The organism is Embleya sp. NPDC055664 (genome assembly GCF_053618075.1).
This window is the reverse complement of sequence record NZ_JBSHGZ010000016.1, coordinates 191768-217753: the sequence shown is the minus strand read 5'-3', so window position 1 is coordinate 217753 and position 25986 is coordinate 191768. Positions and strand designations below refer to the sequence as shown.

General features: G+C 72.8%; 15 protein-coding genes and 1 pseudogene. 5 read left to right on the top strand and 11 right to left on the bottom strand.

The window, feature by feature from the left end; all coding sequences use genetic code 11:
* Positions 1-143 precede the first annotated feature (143 nt).
* Positions 144-767: a dihydrofolate reductase family protein gene (locus ACWGR4_RS25550; RefSeq protein WP_452132616.1), complete on the bottom strand. Its 624-nt coding sequence runs from the start codon at positions 765-767 to the stop codon at positions 144-146.
* 202 nt (positions 768-969) lie between these two features.
* Here ACWGR4_RS25550 and ACWGR4_RS25545 point away from each other — a divergent pair, with 202 nt between their 5' ends.
* Positions 970-1494 (top strand): cupin domain-containing protein, encoded by a 525-nt coding sequence (locus ACWGR4_RS25545; RefSeq protein WP_078979929.1) that lies wholly within the window; start codon positions 970-972, stop codon positions 1492-1494.
* 8 nt (positions 1495-1502) lie between these two features.
* Here the strand turns inward: ACWGR4_RS25545 and ACWGR4_RS25540 are convergent, their stop codons facing one another.
* The 9 genes from ACWGR4_RS25540 to ACWGR4_RS25500 form a co-directional block, all read right to left on the bottom strand.
* Positions 1503-3407 carry a N,N-dimethylformamidase beta subunit family domain-containing protein gene (locus ACWGR4_RS25540; protein ID WP_380014555.1) on the bottom strand — a complete coding sequence of 635 codons (1905 nt, stop codon included), beginning with the start codon at positions 3405-3407 and terminating at the stop codon, positions 1503-1505.
* Positions 3404-4867 (bottom strand): condensation domain-containing protein, encoded by a 1464-nt coding sequence (locus tag ACWGR4_RS25535; RefSeq protein ID WP_452132617.1) that lies wholly within the window; start codon positions 4865-4867, stop codon positions 3404-3406. Before ACWGR4_RS25535 ends, ACWGR4_RS25540 begins: the two co-directional genes overlap by 4 nt.
* On the bottom strand, positions 4860-5126 hold the full coding sequence (locus tag ACWGR4_RS25530) for an acyl carrier protein (protein ID WP_380014549.1): 267 nt from the start codon (positions 5124-5126) through the stop codon (positions 4860-4862). Before ACWGR4_RS25530 ends, ACWGR4_RS25535 begins: the two co-directional genes overlap by 8 nt.
* Positions 5123-5356 (bottom strand): MbtH family protein, encoded by a 234-nt coding sequence (locus tag ACWGR4_RS25525; protein ID WP_380014546.1) that lies wholly within the window; start codon positions 5354-5356, stop codon positions 5123-5125. The genes ACWGR4_RS25530 and ACWGR4_RS25525 overlap by 4 nt, the downstream gene beginning before the upstream one ends.
* Positions 5356-8721 (bottom strand): non-ribosomal peptide synthetase, encoded by a 3366-nt coding sequence (locus ACWGR4_RS25520; RefSeq protein WP_452132618.1) that lies wholly within the window; start codon positions 8719-8721, stop codon positions 5356-5358. The genes ACWGR4_RS25525 and ACWGR4_RS25520 overlap by 1 nt, the downstream gene beginning before the upstream one ends.
* A complete protein-coding gene (locus ACWGR4_RS25515; RefSeq protein ID WP_452132619.1) occupies positions 8718-10232 on the bottom strand; it encodes a class I adenylate-forming enzyme family protein in 1515 nt (504 codons plus the stop codon). The genes ACWGR4_RS25520 and ACWGR4_RS25515 overlap by 4 nt, the downstream gene beginning before the upstream one ends.
* Positions 10229-15952, bottom strand: coding sequence for an amino acid adenylation domain-containing protein (locus ACWGR4_RS25510; protein ID WP_452132620.1), 5724 nt, complete (start codon positions 15950-15952; stop codon positions 10229-10231). Before ACWGR4_RS25510 ends, ACWGR4_RS25515 begins: the two co-directional genes overlap by 4 nt.
* Positions 15949-19176, bottom strand: coding sequence for an amino acid adenylation domain-containing protein (locus ACWGR4_RS25505; RefSeq protein ID WP_452132621.1), 3228 nt, complete (start codon positions 19174-19176; stop codon positions 15949-15951). The genes ACWGR4_RS25510 and ACWGR4_RS25505 overlap by 4 nt, the downstream gene beginning before the upstream one ends.
* 468 nt (positions 19177-19644) lie before the next feature.
* Positions 19645-20517: an imine reductase family protein gene (locus ACWGR4_RS25500; RefSeq protein WP_452132624.1), complete on the bottom strand. Its 873-nt coding sequence runs from the start codon at positions 20515-20517 to the stop codon at positions 19645-19647.
* 196 nt (positions 20518-20713) lie between these two features.
* Here ACWGR4_RS25500 and ACWGR4_RS25495 point away from each other — a divergent pair.
* Positions 20714-21061: pseudogene (locus ACWGR4_RS25495) on the top strand (winged helix-turn-helix transcriptional regulator); the annotation flags it as partial.
* A 54-nt stretch (positions 21062-21115) separates the two neighbouring features.
* Entirely contained in the window at positions 21116-21478 is a 363-nt protein-coding gene (locus ACWGR4_RS25490) for a transposase (RefSeq protein WP_452132625.1), read from the top strand.
* A 12-nt stretch (positions 21479-21490) separates the two neighbouring features.
* Here the strand turns inward: ACWGR4_RS25490 and ACWGR4_RS25485 are convergent, their stop codons facing one another.
* Positions 21491-22729, bottom strand: coding sequence for an ROK family transcriptional regulator (locus ACWGR4_RS25485; RefSeq protein ID WP_380014528.1), 1239 nt, complete (start codon positions 22727-22729; stop codon positions 21491-21493).
* 227 nt (positions 22730-22956) lie between these two features.
* Between ACWGR4_RS25485 and ACWGR4_RS25480 the strand changes: the two genes are divergently transcribed.
* Both ACWGR4_RS25480 and ACWGR4_RS25475 read left to right on the top strand, forming a co-directional pair.
* Positions 22957-24492: an APC family permease gene (locus ACWGR4_RS25480; RefSeq protein ID WP_452132622.1), complete on the top strand. Its 1536-nt coding sequence runs from the start codon at positions 22957-22959 to the stop codon at positions 24490-24492.
* Positions 24489-25553 (top strand): ROK family protein, encoded by a 1065-nt coding sequence (locus ACWGR4_RS25475; protein ID WP_452132623.1) that lies wholly within the window; start codon positions 24489-24491, stop codon positions 25551-25553. Before ACWGR4_RS25480 ends, ACWGR4_RS25475 begins: the two co-directional genes overlap by 4 nt.
* Positions 25554-25986 lie beyond the last annotated feature (433 nt).

Sequence of the window (25986 nt, the reverse complement as noted above, 5' to 3'; positions counted from 1 at the left end):
ACCGGCGGGTCGCCCCCCCCCCCCACCCCCCGCCGGCGGGCCCCCCCCCCCCCGTGGGTGTCGGACGCGCCGTCGGTATGTGCGCTCCCGGGCTCTCCGCCGCGCTCCCGGACCTGCGGCCACCCCCGCTCGGGCCCGTGGCCCTACCCCTGCTCCGGACGCTCGTAGCTGCCGTACGTGGGTGCGCCCCGGCGCTCGTAGGACGTGATCACCACGCCCTTCCCGGTGACCTCCGAGCCGGTGAGCGCGAACGCGGTCGGCACTACACCCGGCTCGAACAGGCGCTTGCCCGTGCCGAGCGCGACCGGGAACGTCAGCAGGTGCATCGTGTCGATCAGGCCGAGCCGCAGCAGCGCCCCGGCAAGCGCGCCGCTGCCGTGGATCTGGAGTTCGCCGCCGTCCTGCTTCCGGAGCGCGCCGACCTCCTCCGCCAGGTCGCCGTGCAGCAGCCGGGTGTTGTGCCAATCGGCCGACGTGAGGGTGTTGGTGGGCACGTACTTGGGCAGCGTGTTCAACGGCCCGGCGATCGGGTCGGCCGGGTCGGTGATCGCGGGCCAGTAGGACGCGAAGATGTCGTACGTCCGCCGCCCGAGCAGGAACGCCTCCGCACGGCCGATCACCCCGACCATGAACCGGCCGAAGTCGTCGTCCCCGTACGGCGCCGACCAGCCGCCGTGTTCGAAGCCGCCTCCGGGATCCTCCTCCGGGCCGCCCGGGGCCTGGTAGACCCCGTCGATGGTGAGGAAGGTGGTGAGGGTGATCTTCATGGCGCTGCCCTTCGTTGCGGTGTCGCCGTGGTGGTCCCGTGGTTTTCGAGCCGACACATGCTTCGACTGCGCGTCCACCGGAAACTCATCGGTCCGGGAGCGATCCCTCGATCGATCCCCGACGATTCCCGCCCCGATCCACCCGCATGCGTCACCACCACACGCGATACGACCCTGCCTCACGTCCGACGAGGAGCCCGCGATGTCCTTCCCCGACGTCCCCGACGATCCGCAGAGCCTCGGCTACCCCGGGACCCGTTACCGCGGCGACTCCGGCGAGGTCAACGCCCGGTTCCGCCCCGCCGAGCATCCGCCCGAGCTGATCACCGCCGGTGCGACCTACCACTACCTGGCCACCACCGACTCCACCGACGGCGAGTACGGCCTGTACCGGGTCGACATGCACGCGGTGCCCAGCGGGCCCGGCACCCACTTCCACCGGACCATCTCCGAGTCGTTCTTCGTGCTCTCCGGCACGATCCGGTTGTTCGACGGCCGGGACTGGCGCGACGCCAGGGCCGGGGACTTCCTGTACGTCCCGGTCGGCGGTCTGCACGCGTTCCGGAACGAATCCGGCGAGCCGGCCTCGATGCTGCTCCAGTTCGCCCCCGGGGCGCCCCGGGAGGCCTACTTCGAGGGCATCCCCGAGCTGGAACACCTCACCGACAAGGAACGCGCCCGGTTCTTCCTCCGCCACGACAACCACTGGGTCGATCTCGGCGGGTAGGCGCGCGCTCAACCCCTCGTCGGCGGCGGTACCGCCGAGCGGCGGCGGATCCGGCAACCCGGTGCGGTGACGATCAGGCTCCCGGCGTGGCCGGTGAGCGTGCGGCAGGTGTCGGACGGGGCCGATTCGCCGGGCAGCGGGACGAACGCGGCCGGCCCCACGATCGGCAGCCGGGTGCGCAGCCGGCCGGTGCCGTCGGCGGCGTACAGCCGGCCGTTCATCGCGGCGAGGGCGATCACGCCACCCGCCGGGCCGAGTACGCGCCAGGGCGCCGGGGCCTCGGGGTCGGCGGGCAGCTCGGTCGCGTACACGTGGTGCAGTGTGTCCGCGGCGTCCACCACGAAGACGCCGCCGTCGCACAGCGCCAGCGCGAGGGTGCCCTCGGGCAGTCGGGCGACCGGGGTCCACGGCGCGGGCCGAGTCACCGGCCGCCGGCGCAGCAGCCGATCGTCGGCGCCTACCGCGTACACCTCCAGCGGCAGCGCACCGGCCGCCTCCCGCGCCGCGGCCAGGGCACGCACCGCCGGCGCGGCGCCGATCGCCCGCCAGGGCAGGTTCTGCCCGCCGGTGTCGCGGCAGAGCAGCGCCCCCTCGACGTCCACCGCGAACAGCACGTCCTCGCAGGCGGTGAGTGCGCGGATGTCGGCGGCGGGGCCGATCACCTCCCACTGCGGCTGTGTGGCGGCGCCGAGCCGGTCCAGCACGTTGCGGGTGACCCGGTCGACCACCGGATCGGCCAGCGCACTGCCCCAGTTGATGGTGCCCGCGTTGAACACCGTGCCCGCGCCGAGCCGGAACGTGCCCATCACCGCGTCGCCGCCCTGCCCGTAGCGCGCCCAGTGCCGCAGATCGGCGGTGGCGAGCACGACGAACGACGGCGGGGTGCCGTCGCGGCCGGTGGCGCGGGGGACACCCGTGCTCCAGTCCAGCTCGGCCGCGTCCGTCTCGTAGCCGAGCGCGCCCTGGGCGAACTTGTCGCCGTCCGCGAGACCGGTGCCGGTGAACACCCAGTGGTCGGTGAACCGGGCGATGTACGCCTCCTCGCGGATCACCTTCATCCCCTCGCCCCACGCACCCGCGCCCCGCCGGAAACTGAGCCCGGTCATCGTGTTCTCCGGCCGGTGCACCGGAGCGCTGGACCACTCCACGGTGACCCGCTCGGGATCGATCGCCGCCATCGGGTCGGCGATCGCGTCCCGATGGCAGACCATGGTGCGGCCGTCGTCCTCCAGGCGCATCTGCCACCACGCGGTGTTCCCGGCGAAGATGGCCAGGTTGCCGCCGCGCCGCACGAATCCCTCGACGGTGTCGCGCTGTTCCCGCGACCAGTACTCGTCGTGCCCGTTGATCACCAACAGCCGGTAGTGCGACAGGAGTTCGGTCCCGCCGTGCAGATCCAGGCCGGAGCAGAACTCGACCGGCCGGCCGGTGGCCCGCAACCAACGCAGCAGGCCCTCCTCCCAGCGCTCCGGCGGGGGCCCGCCACCGGGTCGGTCGAACGTGACCCGGGCGGCCCGGTCCGGCTGTTCGGCGTAGTACAGCCCCCGCCCGGGCACACCGGAGCGGTTGTACGCCTGCCAGGTGGCGAACGGCACCGACACCAGGATCGGCGCGGCCACCCCGGGCTGCGCCGAGCGGACCACGAACCAGACCTCGTGGTCGAGGGGTTCGTCCCCGGCGAGCGGGGTGCCGTCGTCGAACACGGCCCGGTACAGCGAGCTGGGCCAGTCCGGTGGGACGGCCAACTCCCAGTGTTCGCCACTCACTCGGGCCCGGGCCAGGACGTGGTCGGTGGTCGCGTCGACGATCGTGACCTCGCCGCGCACCGGGCCGTCGTCGGTCGAGGCCAAGTGGAAGCGCAGCCGGTCACCCGCCGCGACGGACGTGGCACCGGCATACGCCAGGACGCTCATGCGACCGGCTCCGCCACCCGCTCCGCGAAGCCGGTCAGCGCGCCGATCGGCACCTCCCGCCCGGCGGCGGCGCGTACCAGCAGATCCTCCAGCGCGACCAGATGCGCCTCCAGCGCGTGTACGGGCAGATAGGCGGTGTCGCCGGTGACGCTGACCACCAGCGCGTCGCCCTCGGCGACCACGTGCATGCAGTACCGGCAGGCGATGAACTCGTGTCCGCCCGCCGGTTCCACCCGACTGCGCGTGCGCGCCACGTCCAGTTCGGCGGCGGTCGGCTCGGGCCCCGGCTCCGGCGGCCGGTCCACCAGGCGCATGTCGTTGAAGCAGCAGAACGGCCGGATGGGCGTGCCGCGTTCGGCTGTGATCCTGGACATCAGCGCGTTCCACCGGTCGGGGTCGTAGCCCGCGCTGCGATACGCGCGCAGCGACGCCTGCCACGCGGCGGGCAGCAGGTCGGTGAAGCGCGCGGCGAGGTCCAGGTCGAGCACGAACAGCCCTTCCTGGGAGAGCGTGGTGACCAGATCGCGGCTGTCCGCCCGGAAACGGTTGGCGACGATCGGCAACATCACCGCGGTGTCCCGCCCGCCCGCGCGCGCCGCCAATACGGCCGCGCCCGCGAGCAACACCGCCGACGGGCTGACCCGATGGCGCAGCGCGACCGCGTCGGCGGCCCGGGCCAGCGCCGGGGAGACCAGGCGCACGGTGCGAAAACGCGGCGCCGCCGGTTCGGCGATCACGTCGGCGAACACCGTCGGCGCGATCCGCCGATAGTGCGTCTCCCAGTGCGCGAGCGCCGATTCGCCCCGGCGCAGGCCCGTGGTCGTGGACTGCTCGTGGGCCAGGTCCAGCGGCCCACCCGCCGCCGGGCCGCCCGCCGACCCGCGCCGGATCAGCAACCGCAGGTCACGGACCAGGACTTCGACGCCGTGCCCGTCCGTGGCCACGTGACACAGGGCCAGCGCGATGTAGCGGACCCGGCCGCCGTGCACCACCAGGCCGACCCGGATCGGCCAGGCGTCGAAGTAGTCGAAGCGGGTGGCGCCGAGGCGTTCGGCCACCGCCGCCGCGACCGTGTCCGCGTCCTCGATCAACGCCGCCTCGAACACCTCCACCGGCAGCGTGCCCACCGAGTGGCGGGCCTGCCGGGGCTCGCCGTCGGTGCGCACGAGACGGGTGCGCAACGCGTCGTGACGCTCCATCAGCCGGCCGAGCGCGGCGCTCGCCCGGGTCACGTCCACCGGCCGGCCGCGGTCGGCGATCGGCAATACGCGGGTCATGTTGAAGTAGTGGTCGCTGGGCGCGGTGCGCCGGATGGCCTGCCAGATGGCCCGCTGACCCCACGTCAGCGGCGCTCGGACCGGGTCGTCGGCGGAGACCGCGAAGGGCGCCGGCACCTCGTAGGGGGCCGCGACCGGCGCCTCGGCCGCGACCCGGGCTCTCGCCGACTCGTCCTCAACCATCGCCCACCGCCACGCCTTGCCGGGTCAGGTGCGCCACCAGCGAGTCCAGGTCCTCGACGAAGTCCAGGTCGGCGTCCAGGTCGAAGAACACGTCGAACTCGCCCTCCAGGGCGTCGATCAGGCGCAGGAAGGTCAGCGAACTCACCCCGGACGCGGTCAGCGAGCCGGTCGATTCCAACACCTCGTGCGCGCTCACCTCGCCGCCGCTCACGTCGGCGATCAGCGTGGCCACCCGTTCGCGCAGCGGGTCCGCCCTCATGCCGCGTCCCCCGCCAGTCGCCGACGCAGGCTCAGCGGCCGGATGTCCGGCCAGACCCGGTCGATGTGCGCGGTGCACTCCTCGCGGGTGCCGACGAATCCGGTGGGCACCCAGCCGGCGGGCGGGTCGGTGCGCAGCGGCCACAACGAGTGTTGTTCCTCGTCGTTGACAACCACGCGGTAGGTCTCCTGGTCGGTCTCGGGGTCGGTGGTTTCGGGATCGTTGCGCATCACGGCTCCTGGAGGTCGCGGACGGCGTCGGTCACGCCGCCGACGGTGGGTGTGTCGAAGAAGACGTCGAGCGGGACCTCGACGCCGAGGCGTTTGCGGATCCGGGCGGCGATCTGGGTGATGGTGAGCGAGTGGCCGCCGAGGTCGAACAGGTCCTCGTCCACGCCGATGTCGTCCAGGCGCAACACCTCGGCCCAGATGGCCCGCACGGTCTCGGTGAGTTCGTCGGCCGGGCCGCCGGCGGCACCGGACGGGTCGGCGGACTGGCCCGGTTCGGGCCGGGTGGGTGCCGGTTCGGGCAGGCGGGCCCGGTCCAGCTTGCCGTTGGGGGTCAGCGGGAAGGCGTCCAGGACCAGGAAGCCGGCAGGCACCATGGCACTCGGCAGGGTGCGGGCGAGGAAGGCACGCAACTCGTCCGGGGCAATGGGGGGTTGTCCGGGCTCGGGAACCACATAGCCGATCAGGCGGGCGTGTTCGCCGTCCGGGTCGAGCAGTCGGATCGCCGCTTGGGCGATGCCGGGGTGTGCGGCGAGCCGGCTCTCGATCTCGCCGAGTTCGATCCGGTGTCCGCGCAGTTTGACCTGCGCGTCGGTACGCCCGACGTAGTCGAGGCCGCCGCCGGGCGCGTGCCGGACCAGATCGCCGGTGCGGTACAGGCGGGCGCCGGGCGGCCCGAACGGGTCGGCCACGAAACGCTCGGCGGTCAGCCCCGGGCGGCCCAGGTAGCCGTGTGCGACGCCGTCCCCGCCCAGGAACAACTCGCCCACCAGGCCCTCGGGGACCGGATGCAGCCGGCCGTCGAGTACGTACGCGCGGGTGTTGGCCAGGGGCCGGCCGATTCCGGGCGCGGCCTCGGAGTCGACCTCGGCGTAGGTGGACCACACCGTGGTCTCGGTGGGCCCGTACACGTTGACCAACCGGCCCACCGCGTCGCGCAGTTCGGCGGCCAGCGGGGCCGGCAGCGCCTCGCCGCCGGTGATCGCGGTCAGCCCCGGACGGTGCAGGCCGGCCGCGAGCAGCACCCGCCAGCCGCTCGGGGTGGCCTGGACGTGCGAGACGGCGTGCCGCTCCAGCAGGGCCAGTTGCGCCGGTCCGTCCCGGTGCCGGTCGTCGGGCACCAGCACCACCCGGGCGCCGGTGGTCAGCGGCAGCAGGAGTTCGACCGTGGAGATGTCGAAGGACAGCGAGGTCAACCCGAGCCAGCGGTCGCCGGGCCCGGCGCCGAGCCGGTCGCGCATGCTCGCGAGCAGATTGGCCAGCGCGTGGTGCGGTACCTGGACGCCCTTGGGCCGACCGGTCGAGCCGGACGTGTAGATCACGTACGCCGGATCGCTCGGCGCGGGCCGGGTGGGCGGCCGGACCCGTCCGGGCTCGGTTCCGAACAGGTCGGGCCCGTTCAGGTCGGGGGCGGCCAGGACGAGCGGTTCGACGGGGGTGACGAGGCGGAGCCGGGCCGGTGCGGCGGGGGCATCGGGGATCGGCGGTTCGGCGGGGGCGAGGAGGTGGAGCCGGGCCGACTCCCCGGACACGTCCGGAACGTGGTCGGGCGTGAAGTCCGCGCCGGGGACGCCCGGTTCACCGCCCTGCGCATCCTCGTCCCGCACGATCGCCGCGATGCGCGCGTCCGACCGGATGAACGCCAGCCGTTCGGCCGGATAACCCGGGTCGAGCGGCAGATACGCGGCCCCCGCGGCGAGCACGCCGAGGACGGCGGCGACCTGTTCGCCGGTGCGCGACAGTTCGATCGCCACCAGGTCGCCCGCGCCGATCCCGGCCCGGTGCAGGCGTTCGGCGAATACGTAGGCGGCCGAGGCCACCTGGCGGTAGGTCAGGAACCGGCCCGAGCACACGACGGCGACCGTGTCGGGTGCGGCCGCGGCGCGCGCAGCGAACAACTCGACCACGGTTTCCTCGGCCGGATACGGCGTGTCGGTGGCGTTGTCGGTGTGCAGGACCCTGACCAGTTCCTGCTCGGACAACAACGGCAGGTCGCCGAGCGGCAGTTCGGGGTCGGCCAGCGCGGTGTTCAGCAGGGTGGCGAAGTGGCCCGGGATACGCGCGGCCACCTCCGGGACGAAGCCGTCCGTCGGTACGTGCAGCGCGCCGTCGATCCGGTCCCGGCCCTCGACCAGTTGCAGATGCGCGGTGTTGCGCGCGGTCGGCGGCAACACGATCCACTCGACCCGGGTCTCCACCCCGGGGAAGACCGGCTCGACCACGCGCGTGCGCCGCCGATAGCTCACGGTCAGCTCGGTCAGCGCGGTCCTGGGCCCGAGACCGCGCACGGTGTGGCTGTACGGCACGTCGCGGAAGGCGTAGATCGCCCGCAGTTCGGCGCGCAGTGCCCGGACGAACGTGCCGAATCCCTGTCCCGCGCGCGGTCGGGAGGAGACCGGCAGCTCATTGACGTAGAGCCCGACCCGGCGTGCCTCGACCGGGGTGCGGGTGGTGAGTTCGAGCGCGGTGCGCACCCGCGCGTTGCCGTAGCGGAACAGCAGCGTGTGCCAGGCGGCCAGCAGCAGTTCGAAGTGGGTGACGCCGAGTCGTACGGCCGTCTCGTGCAGTGCGTCGACCGTCTCGGGCCCGAGGGTGAACGGGATCGTGGTGCCCGGCGCCGGTTCGCCGCCGGCGCGCGTGGTGGGCAGCAGCCCCGGCAGGATCGCCCGACCGGGTTCCTCGCGGTGCCGGGCCCAGACGCCGGTGGGGTCGGGATGATCGGCCGACGCCGGTCCGGCCCGGAACACGTCGGTCGATCCCGGGCCGTCCGATGCCGGCGTCGCGGGAGTCCCGCCCTCGCGGGCCGCGCGGTAGGCCCGGGCCAGGGCGGCCACCACGATCTCCTTGGACGTGCCGTCGAAGATCACGTGGTGCGCGGTCACCAGGAGCGTGTGCCGGTCCGGCGCGAGGGAGAACAGGGTGAAGCGGGCGAGCGGACCGGCGTACAGGTCGAAGGGGCGGCCCAGTTCGGCCCGGATCAGCGCGTCCAGGTCCGCCTCGTCGGCCGGCACCCGGCGCATCGGCGCGGGCGTGGTGGGCACCAGGCCCGGCGTGCCGTCCGCCTCGCCGACCGCCGCGGCCAGTATCGGGTGCCGCTCGATCGTGGCGGCGCACGCGCGGGCCAGCGCGTCCGGGTCGAGCGGGCCGTCGAAGCGCAGCAGCACCGAGAGGTGGTAGGCGGACTCGGCGGGCAACGTGCGCTCGGTCACCCACACGCCCAACTGGGCAGCGGACAACGGCGCGAAGGGCAGCGTGTCGAGCCCCGCCCCGGGCTCGGCTTCGACGTGGGCGCTCGCGGCCGTCGGGGTCGGATGATCGTTCGGCGGAATACGATCGTTCCAGGGGATCTGATCGTTCGTCACAGTCATGGTCGGACCTCGTCGTCCAGGAGCCGGCGCAGCTCGCGCTTGAGGATCTTGCCGCCCTCGTTGCGCGGCAGGGATTCCCGGAACACCACGTGTCCGGGCAGTTCGTGAGCGGCGAGCCGTTCCATCAGGAACACCCGCAGCTCGGTCGCGGTCAGTTCGCCCCGGGGCACCACGACGGCCGCGACGGTCATCCCGAGCACGGGGTGCGGTACGCCGAACGCGGCCGCGTCCAGCACGCCCGGGTGTTCGTGCAGGGCGTCCTCGACCTGCAACGTGGAGACCTTGTACGCACCGGACTTGATCACGTCCCGCTCGCGGTCGACCAGGTACAGGAAACCCTCGGCGTCCAGGTAGCCGAGGTCGCCCATGCGCACCCAACGCCCGGAGAACACCCGGGAGTCGGCCTTCTCGTTGTAGTACGAGCGGGGCGTGGTCGGGGTGCGCAGCCAGACCTCTCCGGTCTCCCCGACCGGCAACACCCGCCCGCGGTCGTCGGTCACCCGCAGGTCGCGCAACGACGCGGGTCGACCGGGCGAGCCGGGGTGTTCGGGGTCGAACAACATCGTGGTCTGCGCGGGCGCGGCCTCGGTGGAGGTGTAGTAGTTGACGATCTGCGCCTGGGGGAACAGCCGGGCCAGGCCCACTGCGACCCGGCGCGGCAGGGCGGCGGCCGTGGAGCCGAGCAGTCGCACGCTGGACAGGTCGTGGCGGTGTGCCTGGTCCGCGCCGAGCAGTTCGACGGCCATCGCCGGCACCACGAACACGCTGCCCACCGCGTGCCGTTCGATCAGCCGGGCGAAGTGTCCAGGGGTGAAGCGCGGGGCGGCGATGGCGGTCGCCTTCGCGTCCAGCGCGTTGATCAGCATGGTCTGCCCGGCGTTGGTGCCCACCGGATACGCGTGCAGGAAGTGCGCCGAGTGGCCGAGCGGGCGGCGGCGCGCGTCCAGCGTGCAGCCGTACGCCAGGTTGGCATGCGTCGCGGCAACACCCTTGGGGGTGCCGGTGGTTCCGGAGGTGTACAGGATCTGCGCGAGGTCGCCGGGGGCTGGGGTCGGCAGGCCGCCGGCGGGGTAGGTCTCGATGTCCTCGACCGGCGCGGTCCAGGCGCCGGTGCCGGCGTCCGGCGGGACCAACTCGGCGCGGTGCAGTACGGCCGCCGCGCCGCTGTGCGCGAGCAGGTGCCGCACCTCGGCGGGGGCGAGCCGGTCCGACATCGGCACCGCGACCGCGCCGGTGCGCTGTACGCCCAGGTAGGCGGTCGCGTAGTCGATCCAGTCGCCGTTGCCGTACAGGAGCGCGACCCGATCGCCCGCGCCGATGCCGCGCTCGGCGAGCCCGGCGGCCACCGCGTCCGCGCGGTAGTGCCAGGAACCGAACGTCAACTTCTCGCGTCCGCTGAGGATCGCGGGTTGCTCCGGCTCGATCTCGGCGCGATGCGCGAGCAGCGCGGACAGGGTCTCCGGTGCGCGGCGGCCGGCAGGTGTCGGCCGGGGTCGGGTTCCGAAGCTCATCTCGACACCTCCGCGAGGGCGGGCGCCGACCCGGCGGCCCGGGTCCGGATCCGGCGTTCGCGTTCCTGGATGCCGACCTCGTCGTCGGCGGGAGCGTCCGGGACATCGCGGTCGAAGTGGGCAAGTACCGGCAGCCGCAGGCCGATCAGCACGAGGGCGAGCATTGCGGCGCCGAACACCAGGTAGAGCAGGCCGATGCCGCGTCCCTCGCCGTGTCCGATCAGCCGGCCCATCGAGCTCGCGAGCGGCCCGTCGTCGGTCATCAGCGGCTCGAACAGCTTGGCGCCGAGCGGCGCGATGATGCCGTGTCCGATCGGCAGCGTGGACCAGGCGACCAGGGTGTTCAGCGCGAATACCCGGCCGTGGAACCGCTGGGGCACCTTGACCTGGACGATGGTCGTGTAGACGCCGTTGACCAGGGACAGTGCGCAGGACATGCCGAAGGCGCCGATCCCGACCACCCACAGGCTCGCGTGCAGTCCGGTGAACGCGGACGCCCCGGCCAGGGCGGCGGCCAGCCACAACATGCCGCGCAGCCGTTGCCGGCGCGGACCGCCCCAGAAGCCCATCGCGATGCCGCCCACGATCACCCCGGCACCGGCCGCCATGGATACCCGGGCGGCGCCGCCGAGCGAGTCGAAGGACAACACCAGCGGCGTGGTGAGCAGGAACAGCGGGGACAGGAACAGGTTCAGCACGGCGAACCAGAGCAGCATGGCCCGGAAGCCGCGATGGCGCCACGAGTAGGTGAACCCGTGCTTGATCTCGGCGGTGAGCGATTCGCGCCGCCGCCAGGGGAGGGTGCGCGGGAACTTCACGAAGGCGATGATGGTGATCGCGATCGTGTAGCTGATCACGTCCAGGATCAGGATGCCGCGCAGGCCGATGCCGGCCATCAGCCCCACCGCGATCAGCGGGACGACGAACTGAGCGACCCCGCCCGCCAGTTGCACGATGCCGTTGGCGTGACCGAGGTATTGCTTGGGCACCAGTTGCGGCACCGCCGAGGCGTAGGCCAGGCGTTGGAAGGTGAGCGCGACGGACAGCGCGCCCAACAGGACATAGATGTGCCACGGATGCAGCGACCCCGAGACCAGGAGCAACAACAGCACCCCCTGGGTGCCGCCGGCCGTCAGGTCGCCGAGCAGCATCACCCTGCGCCGGTCCATCCGGTCCACGATCGCCCCGGCGAGCGGGCCGATCAGGATGCCCGGCAACATGCCGATCACCGCGTAGAGCGCGAAACGGCCCATCGAGCCGGTCTGGAGGTAGATCCAGATCGGCAACGCGAATTCGGTCAGCGCGGAGCCGGTGATCGAGACCAGTTGGCTGAACGCCACCAGGAGGAACCGGCCCATGCCGGGCTGGGGTTCGCCGCCTCGTGAAGCGGCGGACCCGGTGCGGTCCGGTCCGGGGTCGTCGTCCGGTGGTCCGGCGGTGCCGTGGAACCACCACGGGCCGTCCGCCTCGCGAGTGGGCAGCGCGTCGGTGCGGCCCGCGGCCACCGCCGGATGTACGCGCGTGATCACCTCGGCCAGGTCGTTCGCGCGGTGCTTGAGGAAGAAGTGGCCCGCCTCGTCCAGCATCACCAGCGCCACCCGGTCGGCGATGGTGCGCCACTCGCGGAAGCGTTCCTGGTAGAAGTCGGCGGCCGGATCCCGGTCGCCCATCACCGAGACGATCGGCGCACGCAGCCGGGGGCGGTTGTCGGACAGCGCCTCGGTGAAGTACTCCTCGGCCGCTACCGAGTCGCGTCGCATGTTGCCGATGATGAACTTCATCTGGTCGCCGTCCAGGTCCGCCATGTCGGCGCCCATCGAGGTCAGCCAGTTGGCGTACACCCGGTCGCCGAGCAGCGGTTCGAGCGCGGCCACCTTGCTCAGCGTGGACAACACCCGCCCGCGAGGGCGGGCGAACGGGAACTGGGCGCCGATGTACACCGCATCCAACTCACGGCCGGCCGACTCCAGTTGCCGCGCCACGGCGACGATCAACGCGCTGCCGACGCCGCAGTGGCCGTAGAGCGCGATCGGTCCCTCGACCCGTTCCTGGACCTCGGCGACGATCCGCCGCGCGAGTTCGTCGAAGGGCAGCCGCTCCTGGGTCACGCCCACGTCGTGTCCGGGGATGGCCACCGACCACAGGTCGTGGGTGTCCGGCAGCGCGTCGGCCAGTGGTTGGTACACCACCGCGCTGCCGCCACCGTAGGGCACGCAGACCAGGGACAGGGTGCGCCGCGCCACCGGTACGGGTTTGCTCAGCCGGTACAGCAGCTGCGCCGGGCCGCGTTCGGCCTCGGACAGCGTGGACAGGGCGGCGATCTCGCGGATCGTCTTGTGTGTGAAGACGTCCATGACGCTGACCGCCCGGCCGCCGATCTCCGGGAGCTGCTTGCGCGCTCGCGCGACCACCTGGGTGGCCAGCAGGGAGTGGCCGCCCAGGTCGAAGAAGTCGTCGTCGACGCCGACTTCGGGCAGCGTGAGTACGTCGCACCAGATCCGGGCGAACAGCAGCTCCGCCGGGGTGGTCGGCGGCGCGGCGGCGGCACCCTTGGAGCGGCGCGCGGCGGGCGCGGGCAAAGCCTTGCGGTCGAGCTTGCCGCTGGGGGTCAGGGGCAGCGCCGGCAGCGCGACGAACGCGGCGGGGACCATGTAGTCGGGCAGGGTGCGTTTGAGCGCGGCCCGGATGTCGTCGGCGTCGAAGTCTTCGGTGCCGCGATCCGGGTCGGGGTCCGTGACGACCGTGTCCGGGTCGTGGTCCGCGCCTCCCGTGCCCGAGTCGGAGTCCGTGGCCCCGGTGCTCGGGTCGAGGCCGGCGACCTCGGCGGTGGAACCCGAGCCCGGTCTCTTTGCCTTGCCGGCGGCACCCACGGCCCGCCCTGCGGCGGTGGGCACCACGTACGCGGTGATGCGCTTGTCCCCGGGGGTGTCCTCGCGGACTACCACCGCGGCCTCGTCCACCTCCGGGCGGGCGCGCAACGCGGCCTCGATCTCGCCGAGTTCGATCCGTAGGCCGCGCAGCTTGACCTGGCCGTCGATCCGGCCGAGGAAGTCGAGGGTGCCGTCGGGTCGCCACCGGGCGAGGTCGCCGGTGCGGTACAGCCGGGCGCCCGGCGCGCCGAACGGGTCCGGGACGAAACGTTCCCCGGTCAGGCCGGGCCGCCGGTGGTAGCCGAGCGCGACCTGGACCCCGCCCAGATACAGCTCGCCGGGCGTGCCGAGCGGCGCGGGTCGCATCGCCTCGTCGAGCACGTACACCCGGGTGTTGTGGATCGGCGCGCCGATCGGCACGGTGGCGAGCGGGCCCGCGCACTCCCACGCGGTGACGTCCACGGCCGCCTCGGTCGGCCCGTACAGGTTCGCCAGCGCACAATTCGGCAGCCGCTCGCGGAAGGCGCGGGCGTTGTCCGGAGCCAACTCCTCGCCGCTGCAAACCACTCGGCGCAGCGTCGTGCAGCGCTCGACGCCCTCCTCGGCCAGGAACACGGTCAGCATCGCGGGCACGAAGTGCGTCACTGTCACGCCCTGTTCGGCGATCACGTCGCGCAGATATCCGGCGTCCTTGTGCCCGCCCGGGCGGGCCAGGACCAGCCGGGCGCCCGCGGTCAGCGGCCAGAAGAACTCCCAGACCGACACGTCGAAGCTCGCCGGGGTCTTCTGCAACACCGCGTCGTCGGGGCCCAGTCGGTAGGTGTCCTGCATCCACGCGATCCGGTTCACGATGCCGCGGTGCGTGTTGGGCACACCCTTGGGCCGGCCGGTGGAGCCGGAGGTGTAGATCATGTACGCGACGTCGTCGGGTGTCGGTGCGGCGACATCGGCGCGAGCGTCGGTGCCGGGTGCCGGGTCGGGCCAGTCGGCGAGGTCGTCCAGGGCGATCACCGTGGCCGCGCAGTCGGCGGGCATCGGCAGTCGCCGGTGGCTGAGCAATACCCGCGCGCCCGAGTCGGCCAGCATGAACGCCAGCCGTTCGGCGGGGTATTCGGGGTCCAGCGGGGTGTACCCGGCGCCGGTGCGCAGCACGCCGAGCAGGGCGGCGACCAGCTCGGGGGAGCGTTCCGCGCCGACCGCGACCAGGTCGCCGGGGCGGACCCCCTCGGCGCGGAGGCGGTGGGCGACCCGATCGGCGGCGGCGTCGAGTTCGCGATAGGTCAGGGTGTGTTCGTCCAGGACCACGGCGGTGGCGTCGGGGGTGCGGGCGATGCGGTCGGCGATCAGGTCGACCAGTGTTGACCGTTCCGGGACCGGCGCGGCGGTGTCGTTCCAGCGAATCAGGACCAGGTCGCGTTCGTCGGGGTCGAGGCCGTCGAGGGTGGACACCGGTACGTCGGGCCGGTCGGCGAGTACCGCGAGCAGCCGACCCAGATGCCGGCCCAGGCGGGCGATGGTCGTCTCGTCGAACAGGTCGGTGTTGTAGTTGAAGGCGCCGTACAGGCCGTCCGGCCACTCCATCAGGAACAGTTCCAGGTCGAACCGGGTGCCGCCGGCCTCGAGGCCGAACGCCTCGGCGGTCAACCCGGACCCGGCGTCGGGGGCGTTCGCCGTGGCGTAGTTCTGCACCGCGAGCACCGCCTGGAACACCGGCGACCGGGACACGTCGCGCGCCACGTTCAGCTCGGTGACCAGCTGGGCGAACGGCAACTCCTGGTGTGCGTAAGCCTCCAGGCAGGTCTCCCGGGTGCGGTCGAGCAGTTCGGCGAAGGTCGGATCGCCCCCGGTGCGGGCGCGCAGTGCCACCACGTTGACGAACATCCCGACCAGGTTCTCCACCTCGGGATGCGGGCGACCGGCCACCGGCGAGCCGACCGCGAACTCGCGCTGCCCGCTGTGCCGGGCGAGCATGAGTTGGAAGGCGGCGAGCAGCACCATGTACAGGGTGGCGCCGCGCTCGCGGGCCAACGCGGCGAGCCGGTCCAGAAGTTCGCGGTCGACCTCGAAGGCGTGGCCGGCGCCGGCGAAGGTCTGTCGGGCCGGGCGTGGTCCGCGTGTGGGCAGTTCGAGTGGTTCGACGCCGGCCAGCTCGGTCCGCCAGTACGCGGTCTCGCGCAGCAGTGTCTCGCCGGTCAGCCGCTCCCGCTGCCAGATGGCGAAGTCGCCATAGGAGACCGCCAATTCGGGAAGTCGCGGCGCGCTGCCGGCGGCGTGCGCGGCGTAGCCGGCCAGTACCTCGCGGACCATGATCTCGCTGGACCATCCGTCGCTGACGCTGTGGTGCACGGTCAGCAGCAACACGTGGTCGGTGTCGGTCAGGCGGATCAGCAGGGCCCGGATCAGGGGTCCCTCGGCCAGGTCGAAGGACGCCGCGGCGCCCGCGTTGACCAGTCGCTCCGCCTCGGCCCGGTCGGCCGCCTCGACGCGTGTGAGCACCGACGGCAGGGTCGCGGCGATGTCCAGGCGGGGCTGTCCGTCCTCGTCCACGAGGTAGCGCGAGCGCAGGGTTTCGTGGCGGGCGACGAGGTCGGCCAAGGCGCGTTCCAGGGCGTCGACGTCGAGCGCACCGTGCAGCCGGCGGGCGACCGGGATGGTGTACGCGGCCGTGCCGGGCGCGAACTGCTCCATGAACCAGACGCGTTCCTGAGCGTAGGACAGCGGCGGCACGGTGCCCTCGGGCCGGCGCGGAATGACCGGGCCGGTCGGCACGCGGCGGCGCAGCCGGCGTTCCAGGAGTTCGCGTTTGGTCGCGGACAGCGGCGTGTCGCGCGCGGGGGACTCGGTGCTCATGGCTGCGAACGGTTCCTCTCGGCGGAGAGCAGCTGCTCGGCGGTGTCGTCGTCGAGCGCGGCCAGGTCGGCGACCAGAAGTTCCTCGACCGCGGCGGCGAATCCGGCGAGGGTGCGGTGGGTGAACAGGGTGCGCAGCGGTACGACGAGGTCGGTGGCGGCGGCTATCCGGGCGACCACGCGGGTGGCCAGGAGCGAGTGGCCGCCGAGTTCGAAGAAGTCGTCGAGCACGCCGGCCTTGTCCAGGCCGAGCACATCGATCCAGATCTCGGCGACCAGTTCCTCGGCGTCGGTGCGCGGCGCGAGGTAGCCGTGGGTCTGTTCGGCGCGTCGGTCGGGGGCGGGCAGGGCGCGGTGGTCGAGTTTGCCGTTCGGGGTCAGGGGGAGCCGGTCCAGCCGGACCAGTGCGCCGGGCAACAGGTGCGTGGGCAGTCGGCCGGCGAGGTCGGCGCGCAGTTCGGGCACGGACAGGTCGGCGGTGGTGACCACGTAGCCCACCAGTGCCTCGTCCCGGGCGACCACGGCGGCCTGGAGTACGCCGGGGTGGGCCAGGAGCGCGACCTCCACCTCGCCCGGCTCGATCCGGTAGCCGCGCACCTTGACCTGGGCGTCGAGCCGGCCGAGGAATTCCAACCGCCCGTCGGCGCGCAGCCGCACCCGGTCCCCGGTGTGGTAGCGGCGGGCGCCGGGCGGGCCGTCGGGGTCGGGCCGGAAGGCGGCGGCGGTGGCGCCGGGGCGGCCGAGGTAGCCGTGGGCGACGCCGGCGCCGCCGATCAGCAGTTCGCCGGGCACGCCGGGCGGCACGGGGTTGCCGTGCGCGTCGGCGACGACGGTGTGCGTGGCGTCGATCGTGGTGCCGATCGGCGGGCGTGCGGTGGCGTCGGCGGCGCCGAGGTCGGCGGTGGTGGCGATGACGGTGGTCTCGGTCGGCCCGTAGGAGTTGACCAGGCGGACCCGGTCGCCGAAGCGGGCGCGCCAGGCGGCGACCGCGCCGGGGCGAACCTGGTCGGCGCCGAGGATGAGCAGGCGCAGCGCGGGCGGCCAGGCGATGGTGTCGGCGCCGGTCTCGACGAGCTCGTGCCAGTAGGGGGTGGGCAGGTCGAGCACGGTGACGTCGGTTGCGTCGCCGGCGGCGAGTACGTCGGGCAGGGTGGCGTCGGGCGGGGGCAGGACCAGCGTGGCGCCGCCGGCCAGGGTCGGATACAGCTCCTCGACATGGGTGTCGAAGCTGAGCGAAGCGGTCTGCAGGACCCGGTCGCTCGGCTCGATCCGGTAGCCGGTGCGCATCCAGCGCACCCGGGCGGCGAGTGCGCCGTGCGGGACCAGGACACCCTTGGGGGTGCCCGTGGAGCCGGAGGTGTAGATCAGGTACGCGGGGGATTGGGCGGTGGGTTCGACGGGAGTGAAGGGTGTGCTCTCCGGCGCCGCCTCGGCGAATACCGGGGTGATCGTCGCGGGCAGCCCTTCGGCGAGCGCGGCATCGGTGACCACCACTCGGGTCTCGCTGTCCGCGAGCATGAACTCCAGGCGTGTGGACGGGTATTCGGGGTCCAAGGGCAGATACGCGGCGCCCGCGCGCCAGGTGGCGAGCATGGCCACGACGGCGTTTGCGCCGCGTGGGCACAACACCCCGACCACGGCGCCGGGTTCGACCCCTGCGCTGCGGAGTCGGGCGGCCAGGGCGTCGGCGCGCAGGGCGAGTTCGCGGTAGGTGACGGAGCCGTCGGGGGTGCGCAGGGCGATACGGTCGCCCGGGACCCCGGCGATGGCCGCCAGGACCGATTCGGCGGGCTCGTCGACGGGTTCGGGTCGGATGCGCAGACGGTCCCGGTCGGCGTCGGTCAGCAGCGGCAGCAGGTGTACCGGGGTGTCCGGGTCGGCGAGGGCACCGCGCAGCAGGGTTTCCAGGCGGGCGGCCAAGGAGATCGCGGTCGCCTCGTCGAACAGCGCGGTGCGGTAGCCGAAGACCGCCTCCAGGTCGTCGCCGTCGCGTCGGATGTCCAGGGAGAGGTCGAACTTGCCCGCGCGGTGGCCGCCGTCCACCTCGCGGGCCGCCAGGTCGGCGAAGCGGCGGGTGGGTCCGGTGTCCGCGTCCTGGGTGTGCACCGTGAGCAGGGTCTGGAACAGAGGGGCGGGCGCCGCCGGATCGCGGTCCACCCGCAGTTCGGCGAGCAGTCGCTCGAAGGGGATGCGGTCGTGGCCGTACGCGCCGAGCGCGGTCCGTCGGGTGCGGCGCAGCAGTTCGCCGAAGGTCGGCTCCCCGCGCAGGTCGGCGCGCAACACCAGGGTGTTGGAGAAGTAGCCGATCAGGCCCTCGTGTTCGACCTCACCACGACCGGCGATCGGTGCGCCTACGGCGAAGTCGCGCTGCCCGCCGTGCCGATGCAGCAGTGCCTGGTAGCCGGCGAGCAGGACCATGAACGGGGTACAGCGCCGGGTTCGCGCGACGTGGTCCAGGGCGGGGCCGATGCCGGTCAGGCGTCGGGTGTGGAACGCGGTCGCGGAGGACGGCGCGGCGGTGCGCGGGCGGTCCAGTGGGAGGTCGAGCGTGGGCAGGTCGGTGAGTTGCCGGCGCCAGTAGTCGACGGCCCGTTCGGTGTCCGGGTCGTGCTCCCGCTGCCGGGCGGCGTGGTCGAGGTAGGAGGGCAGTTCGGCGAAGAGGGGTCGTACGCCGTCGCGGTGCGCGCTGTAGCGCAGTTCCAGTTCGCGGCGGAGCAGATTGAGCGACCAGCCGTCGGCCAGGATGTGGTGGAGCACCACGCACAGCACGTGTTCACGGTCGTCGAGCCGGACCAGAGTCACCCGCAGCGGCGGTGTGGCGGCGAGGTCGAAGCCGGCGTTGACCCGCTCGGCGAGGATGCGGTCGGCTGCGTCGGCACTCGGCCCGGCCGGGTCCACGATCTCGATCGGGACCGGGCCGGGCGGTGCCACCACGGCGACGGGGCGTCCCTCGTCGTCGGGGAATCGGGTGCGCAGCGCGTCGTGTCGGGCGACGACGCCCGCGAAGGCGACACGCAGCGCCTCGATGTCCAGCGGGCCGGACAGGCGCAACAACCACGGGATGTTCCAGGCGGCGTCGCCCGGTGCGAAGCGGTCGAGGAACCACAGGCGTTCCTGGCCGAAGGACAACCCGCCGACCCGCTCCCCGGTGCGCTGCTCGGCGGCCCCGGTCGGCTCGATCCGCTCCCGGGAACCGGTTCGGGAAAGCGTGTGTTCGTCGTCCATGTCGACCCCCTCGCCACCATCGCCCGAGGGACGTCACGCGCCGACCGAACGGCCGTGCCGTCATCCCGTTTCCGCGATCCGACGCGCGCGTCGGCTCGCGGCACGGCGGCGCGTCGGACGACCTGTCGTCGCCCGATCGAAGTCCGCCCCCGTGGCGTGCGTCGGCAACGCTAGGAGTGCCATCGACGCAGTGTCAATGGTCTATACCAAACCGACTATTGGTCCAGACCTCGAATCAAGCGGAACGGAACGGACCGGCCCGAATACCAACCGGGTGTTAACGATCGGGATGATCGAACAGGCAGTCGGGCGACGGGATTCGGGGGCGTGAACTCGAGCCGGGAGCGGCTCCGCGCATCCGGGTCGGGCGCCGCGCATCCGGGCCGGAATCCGCGCATTCGGGCCGGCTCGCATCCGGGCCCGCTCGGATCCCCGCAGCCGGGATCGGGCGGGGGATCCGGGCCCGGCTCAGCCGCGGAGCAGGTCGATCAACCCCGTCCCGCTCTCGTGCCCGTCGGCGACCCGACGCTCCATCAGGGCCAGGTAGGGCAACAGCAGTTCGGGACTGACGCCCTGCTCGGCGGCGGTACGCAGGAGGGTCGGGGCGCCCGCGAGTTGCATCGTGAGCGGGGAGGCCACACCCGACACGTAGTCGTCGGCGGCCAGTTGGGCCGCCGTGCGGTGCGCCGTGGATGCCATCGCGGTCAGCCATTCGGCCAGCAGTGGGGCGAAGGCGGTCGGTGCGATCGCCTCCTCGCGCACCAGTGCGAAGGCGTGGGTGATGCCGCCGAACATCCCCGTCATCGCGCTGAGCAGGGCCACGTCGTACAGCGCGGCGAAACCGGCGTCGGCGCCCACGTAGCGGCCGGCCGCCGGCACGGCCAGGGTGTCGCCGTGGGTGTCGAAGACCTCCCGGGAGCCGCTGTAGAAGACGTAGCCGCCGGCCCCGGGTACGCCGATCATCGGCGGGATCGCCATCACCCCGCCCGCCAGGAAGCGGGCCCCACGCTCGGCGGCCCGGGCGGCGGCGGTGCGGGCCTCGGCGGGGGTGGTCGTGGTGAGGTCGACCAGGTCCCGACCGGCGAGGTCGACACCGGCCAGGGTCTCCTCGACCGCGGCGTGGTCGAGCAGGCACACCACGACCAACTCGGCCGCGGCCACCGCCTCGGCGGCGCTCGCGGCGACGGTCGCGCCTGCGGCGGCGAACGGCGCGGCCCGACCCGGGGTGCGGTTCCAGACGGTCGGTGGGTGTCCGGCGGCGAGCCAGGCGCGGGCCAGTGCGCCGCCCATGGCGCCCAGGCCGAGTACGGCGAGCGGGGGCTTGGGGGTGGATGCGGGCATGGTGGGATCGGTCGTTCGGGTGTCGGGTTCCATGCCGATTAGGCTGGTCACCGGCGTCCGGGCGGACAAGTACGCACTTGGAAGTGGGTACTCGTGCGACCCCGGCCGCCGGTACGGCCCGAGCGGCACCGCAGCGGGGGCGGCACGTGGGCGGCACGTGGGCGGTGCTCGGGCGACGAGCGGGCGGAGGACGGACATGACGGGCACGGGAACGGGAACTGGCACGGGCAGGAGCAGGGGCAGGCCGGGGGCGTACGTCTGCGGGATCGACGCGGCCATGGGGGTGGTCGGCGGGAAGTGGAAGGTGCTCATCCTGTGGGCGCTGAACGAGCACCCGTGCCGCTTCGGCGAGCTGCGCCGGTTGGTACCCGGGATCACCGAGAAGGTACTGGCCTCGCATCTGCGGGAGTTGGAACTGGACGGCATCGTGCATCGTGAGCAGTTCGACGAACTGCCGTTGCGGGTCGAGTATTCGCTCACTCCGCTGGGCACGTCGCTGAACGAGGCACTGCGACCGCTCGGCGCGTGGGGGCGGGCGAACCTCCTGGGCGACACGTCCGGGTACAGCGCCGACACAGACCGGTTGATCACCCTGTCCGTGGTCGCCGATCGCACCGAACTCACCGACCGGGAATGGGCGTTGCTTGCACCGCTCTGGCCGGCTTCCGGGTCGTCCACCGACCGGGGGCCGGGTCTGCGACAGGTCGTCGACGGTGTGCTGTACCGGATGCGGACCGGTGTGCGCTGGGCCGACCTGCCGCCCCGGTTCGGGCCGTGGCGGACGGTCGCCGCGTGCCGGCGTCGCTGGGTCGCCGACGGCACGTGGGCGGCGGCCGTCCGGGTATTGCAGGACCGCCTTCAGGCGGCCGGCGGGGACGACGCGGAGGTGCTGCGCGGTCTGATCGGCCGGCTGGGCGAGGTGGCCCGCCAACCGCGACCGCTGGTCGTCGGCCCGAGCTGACGCCGGCGTCCCTCAGCCCTGGCCCATCGTGTGGTGGGTGAAGACACGGTCACGGGCGGTGGCGACGGCCGTGGCCACCGCGCCGAGCAGGACCGCCTCCTCGCCGAGGCCGCTCGCGGCCACCCGCGGGCGCAGCGGGGTCAACTCGTGCAGTTCGGCGGTCATCGGGCCGAGCAGCAGGTCCGCGTTGGCGCCGATCCCGCCGCCGAGGACCACCAGTTCCGGATCGAGCACGGCGGCGACCGAGGCCACCACGTGGGCGAGCCGCTGCGCCTCGTGCCGGACCGCGCTCGCGGCCGGCTCCTCCGCGCGGCGGGCGGCGTCGAAGACGGCCTTCGCGGTGAGCGGCCCGGTCATCCCCAGCGCCCGCGCGCCGCGCACGACCGCGTCGGCGGACACCGCGTCCTCCAGCATGCCGCGTCGCGGCACCGGGCCGCTCGCGCCGTGCCCGACCCGGTCCGACGGGCGCGGGGACAGCGGCAGGAAGCCGATCTCGCCCGCCGCGCCACCCGCGCCCGGGAACAGCCGCCCGTCGGCGACGATGCCCATGCCCAGGCCGGTGCCGACGGTGACGTACACGAACAGCGGGCAGCCCGCGCCGGCGCCGCCGTGGTATTCGCCGAGCGCGGCCAGGTTGGCGTCGTTGACGATGTCCACGGTGGTGCCCAGCGCCGCCTCCATCCGGCCGCGCAGGCCCGGGCGGCCCCATCCGGGCAGGTTGACCGCGTACCGGATCCGGTCGGCCGCGCGGTCGTACACGCCCGGGCAGCCGATCACGGTGTGCACCACGGCGGTCGGCTCCAGACCGGCGTCGGCGACCACGGTCTGCGCCAGGTCGGTGGCGGTGGCCAGCATGGTGGCCGAGGTACGGGCCCGGTTGTGCCGGTCCTGCCGGGCCAGCAGCCGGCCGTCCAGGTCGGCGACCGCGACCCGGATCCAGGACCGCCCGACGTCGATCCCCACCACGTAGCCCGCCGTCGGATCGGGCTCGTACAGCAGCGCGGCCCGGCCCCGCGCGCCGGTTTCCAGGCCCACCGGTCGCACCAGCCCCGCGCGTTCCAGCGCCTCCAGGGCGGTGGACACCGTCGGTTTGGACAGGCCGGTGTCGCGGGCGAGTTGGGCGCGCGAGATGGGCGCGGCGGCGCGGACCCGATCCAGGAGTACCCGCTCGTTGTGACTGCGCAGTACGCCCCGGTTCCAGTGCGCCACGGCGGGCGCGTCGGGTTCCGGCGGGATACCTCCTGGGGTCATCGGCTCTCCGTCAGCGGCATCGAAGGTAGTCGCGCCACTGTAACCGCCACGGAAGGGCAAAGATGTGGCCTCGATCCCCGGGCGCTCTTGACGAGGATTAGTTAAGGAATTTTACTTAACAAACCGACGGCCCCGAGCACTCGGCCGCTGTCCGAAGTCCCTTTCTCCGCACCATCGTTCCGACCCCCGGCGTTCCCCCGGGGGTACCCCTCTGCAGGAGGTCCACGATGAGCGCCGGCCCGAGAACGACCACGTCGGACGGCGGATTCGTCCGCCGGATCGGCCTGTTCCAGGCGACCGCGATCAACATGAGCCAGATGTGCGGCATCGGACCGTTCGTCACGATTCCGCTGATGGTCGGCACCTTCGGCGGTCCGCAGGCCATCCTCGGCTTCCTCGCCGGCGCGCTGCTCGCCCTCGCCGACGGCCTGATCTGGGCCGAACTCGGCGCCGCGATGCCGGGCGCGGGCGGCACGTACATCTATCTGCGCGAGGCGTTCCAGTACCGCACGGGTCGGCTGATGCCGTTCCTGTTCGTCTGGACGGCCATCCTGTTCATCCCGCTGATCATGTCCACCGGCGTGCTGGGCATGGTGCAGTACCTGCAATACCTGTGGCCCTCGATGTCGCAGACCGAGGGCGACGTCGTCGGCGTCGGTGTGGTGGTGCTCGTGGTGCTGCTGCTGTGGCGCCGGATCGAGTCGATCGGGCTGCTCAGCACCATCATGTGGGTGGTCATGCTGATCAGCGTGGGTGCGGTGATCATCGCGTGCTACACCAACTTCGACGCCGACCTGGCCTTCACCTACCCCGACGGCGCGTTCGACATGGGCACCACGGCCTTCTGGCTGGCGTTCGTCGGCGGCCTGAACATCGGCATCTACGACTACCTCGGGTACAACACCACCGCCTACCTCGGCGCCGAGATCAAGAACCCCGGCCGGGTACTGCCGCGTTCGATCGTCTACTCGATCGTGGGCATCATGGGGATCTACCTGATCATGCAGATCGGCGTACTGGGGGTGACCGACACCGACACCATCTCCGGTTCCTCGTCGATCGGTTCGCTGGTCCTGGAGAAGGCGTGGGGCAAGGGCGCGGCACAGACCGTGACCGTGCTGATCCTGATCACCGCCTTCGCGTCGGTGTTCGCCGGCCTGCTCGGCGGTTCCCGGGTGCCCTTCGACGCGGCCCGTGACCGGGTGTTCTTCAAGCAGTTCGCCCGGCTGCACCCGCGCCACCGGTTCCCGACCGTGGGTCTGGTCACCATGGGCGTGGTGACCGCGGCCGGTTTCCTGATCGGAAACCACACCGACTTCAACACGATCATCGTGCTGCTGACCGCGGTGATGGTGATCGTTCAGGCGGTGTCCCAGGTCGCCGCGCTGATCGTGCTGCGCCGCCGGCAACCCGGGCTGCGCCGGCCCTACCGGATGTGGCTCTACCCGGTACCGGCCGTGGTCTCCTTGGTCGGTTGGATAGCGATCTTCTGCTACGCGGACAAGAATTCGCCCGACCGGCATCCGATCGAGTGGTCGCTGGCGTGGGTGGCGCTGGGGTGTCTGGCGTTCCTGATCTGGGCGAAGGTGGAGCGGACCTGGCCGTTCGGGCCGAGGGAGATCGACGAGGTGTACTTGAACCGGAACGAGGCGGATGTGGACGGCAAGGTCGATGGTGAGCCGGCACCGGCCGGTGCGGCGGCGAGCGAGGTCGGGCCGGGTGGAGCCGGTGCGACCGGCGGCGGCGTCGCGGAGCCCGCATGAGGGCGGTCGGCGGTGATCGAAATCCCGCTGCCGCCGAGGGATTCGGCGCTCCGGAAGCTCCCGCCGCCCTTCCCGCGCCGGAGCGGGTGTTCGCCCGCTTCGGCGCGGGGGTGGGGGAGTCGTTCGTGTGTGGCATCGACTTCGGTGGCACCAAGATCGCGGTGGCGACCGCGCGGCCGGACGGCACGGTGCTGGCCGGCGAACGGCTGGAAACCGACGCCCGCGAGGGCGCCGAGCAGGCGGTGCGGCGTGCGATGCACGCGGCGCGCGACCTGGTCGCACGGACCGCGGCCGATACCGGCGGGCACTGCTCGGCGGTGGGCGCGGTCAGCCCCGGAATCGTGCTGCCCGACCGGGTGTTGCTCGCGCCCAACGTGCCCGGTTGGCAGGATCTGGCGCTCGCGGCCACCTTGGCCGAGGGTTTCGACCTGGACCCCGAGCGGGTAGCGGTCGGCAACGACGGAAAGGCGGCGGCGCTGGCCGAGTCCCGCTGGGGCGCGCTGCGCGGCGCGGATCCGGCGATCCTGCTCACCCTCGGCACCGGGATCGCCGCGGCGATCGTGCTCGGCGGGCGGGTCCTGGCCGGGGCGAACGGCGCGGCGGGCGAGATCGGTTACCTGCTTCGAGACCGCGCGGACGTCGGATTCGGCGCCGGGCGCGCGCCGTTGGAGGAGCACACCGCCGGCAGCGGCCTGGGCAGGCGCGGCGGCGAACTGCTCGGCCGTGAGGTGGACGCCGCCGCGCTGTTCACCGACCCGGATCCGCGCGTACGGGCCCTGGTTGACGAGGCGCTGGACGAACTCGCGGTCCACATCGCGAATCTGGCGATCACGATCGACGCCGAACGCATCGCGATCACCGGCGGCCTGATGCGTTCCGCGCCGCGTGTGCTGGCCGCGCTGCGCGCCCGGATCCGCACCGCCGTGCCCTTCCCGCCGGTGGTCGTCCCGGCCCGCTTCCTCCAGGACGCCTCCCTGCGGGGCGCCCTCTCGCTCGCCGCCGAATTGCCCCGCCTGCCGACGGCCACCGCCGGGGCGACCTCCAATGCCGGGCGACCGTAAGGGGTCGCCTCGGCTCGATACGTGCTCGACGTGCCCGGAATCGGCCCGAACGACGGGGGAATTGCGGACCGGATCGGTCCGGCACGCGGGCCGGGAGCGCACCGAGTGCGCTCGCAATCCGCCCGGTACCCGTTCCGAATGCGCCCGGACCGCATTCGGAACGGGTACCGGGTTCGCCTGCCCCAATTCGACACCGGATCCGAATTCGGGCGCGGCACGCGCGATATGCGCGTCGGAATTCGTCCCCACCCGGACGACGACCGCTCCGAATTCGTTCCGGCGGGTGTGCGATTGCGGCCGATGCCCGGCGACTTCCGCCGGCTCCCGACAACGCGCGCCGCACGCCGGCGTTCGCATCCCGATCGAAATGATCGACCGATAAGACCCTTTCGTCTTGACAAGATGTGCGCCCCACCCGCACCATGCACACGCA

Coding starts and splice junctions, on each gene's coding strand:
- ACWGR4_RS25550 (WP_452132616.1), bottom strand. CDS start 767: ATGAAGATCACCCTCACCACCTTCCTCACCATCGACGGGGTCTACCAG.
- ACWGR4_RS25545 (WP_078979929.1), top strand. CDS start 970: ATGTCCTTCCCCGACGTCCCCGACGATCCGCAGAGCCTCGGCTACCCC.
- ACWGR4_RS25540 (WP_380014555.1), bottom strand. CDS start 3,407: ATGAGCGTCCTGGCGTATGCCGGTGCCACGTCCGTCGCGGCGGGTGAC.
- ACWGR4_RS25535 (WP_452132617.1), bottom strand. CDS start 4,867: ATGGTTGAGGACGAGTCGGCGAGAGCCCGGGTCGCGGCCGAGGCGCCG.
- ACWGR4_RS25530 (WP_380014549.1), bottom strand. CDS start 5,126: ATGAGGGCGGACCCGCTGCGCGAACGGGTGGCCACGCTGATCGCCGAC.
- ACWGR4_RS25525 (WP_380014546.1), bottom strand. CDS start 5,356: ATGCGCAACGATCCCGAAACCACCGACCCCGAGACCGACCAGGAGACC.
- ACWGR4_RS25520 (WP_452132618.1), bottom strand. CDS start 8,721: ATGACTGTGACGAACGATCAGATCCCCTGGAACGATCGTATTCCGCCG.
- ACWGR4_RS25515 (WP_452132619.1), bottom strand. CDS start 10,232: ATGAGCTTCGGAACCCGACCCCGGCCGACACCTGCCGGCCGCCGCGCA.
- ACWGR4_RS25510 (WP_452132620.1), bottom strand. CDS start 15,952: ATGAGCACCGAGTCCCCCGCGCGCGACACGCCGCTGTCCGCGACCAAA.
- ACWGR4_RS25505 (WP_452132621.1), bottom strand. CDS start 19,176: ATGGACGACGAACACACGCTTTCCCGAACCGGTTCCCGGGAGCGGATC.
- ACWGR4_RS25500 (WP_452132624.1), bottom strand. CDS start 20,517: ATGCCCGCATCCACCCCCAAGCCCCCGCTCGCCGTACTCGGCCTGGGC.
- ACWGR4_RS25485 (WP_380014528.1), bottom strand. CDS start 22,729: ATGACCCCAGGAGGTATCCCGCCGGAACCCGACGCGCCCGCCGTGGCG.
- ACWGR4_RS25480 (WP_452132622.1), top strand. CDS start 22,957: ATGAGCGCCGGCCCGAGAACGACCACGTCGGACGGCGGATTCGTCCGC.
- ACWGR4_RS25475 (WP_452132623.1), top strand. CDS start 24,489: ATGAGGGCGGTCGGCGGTGATCGAAATCCCGCTGCCGCCGAGGGATTC.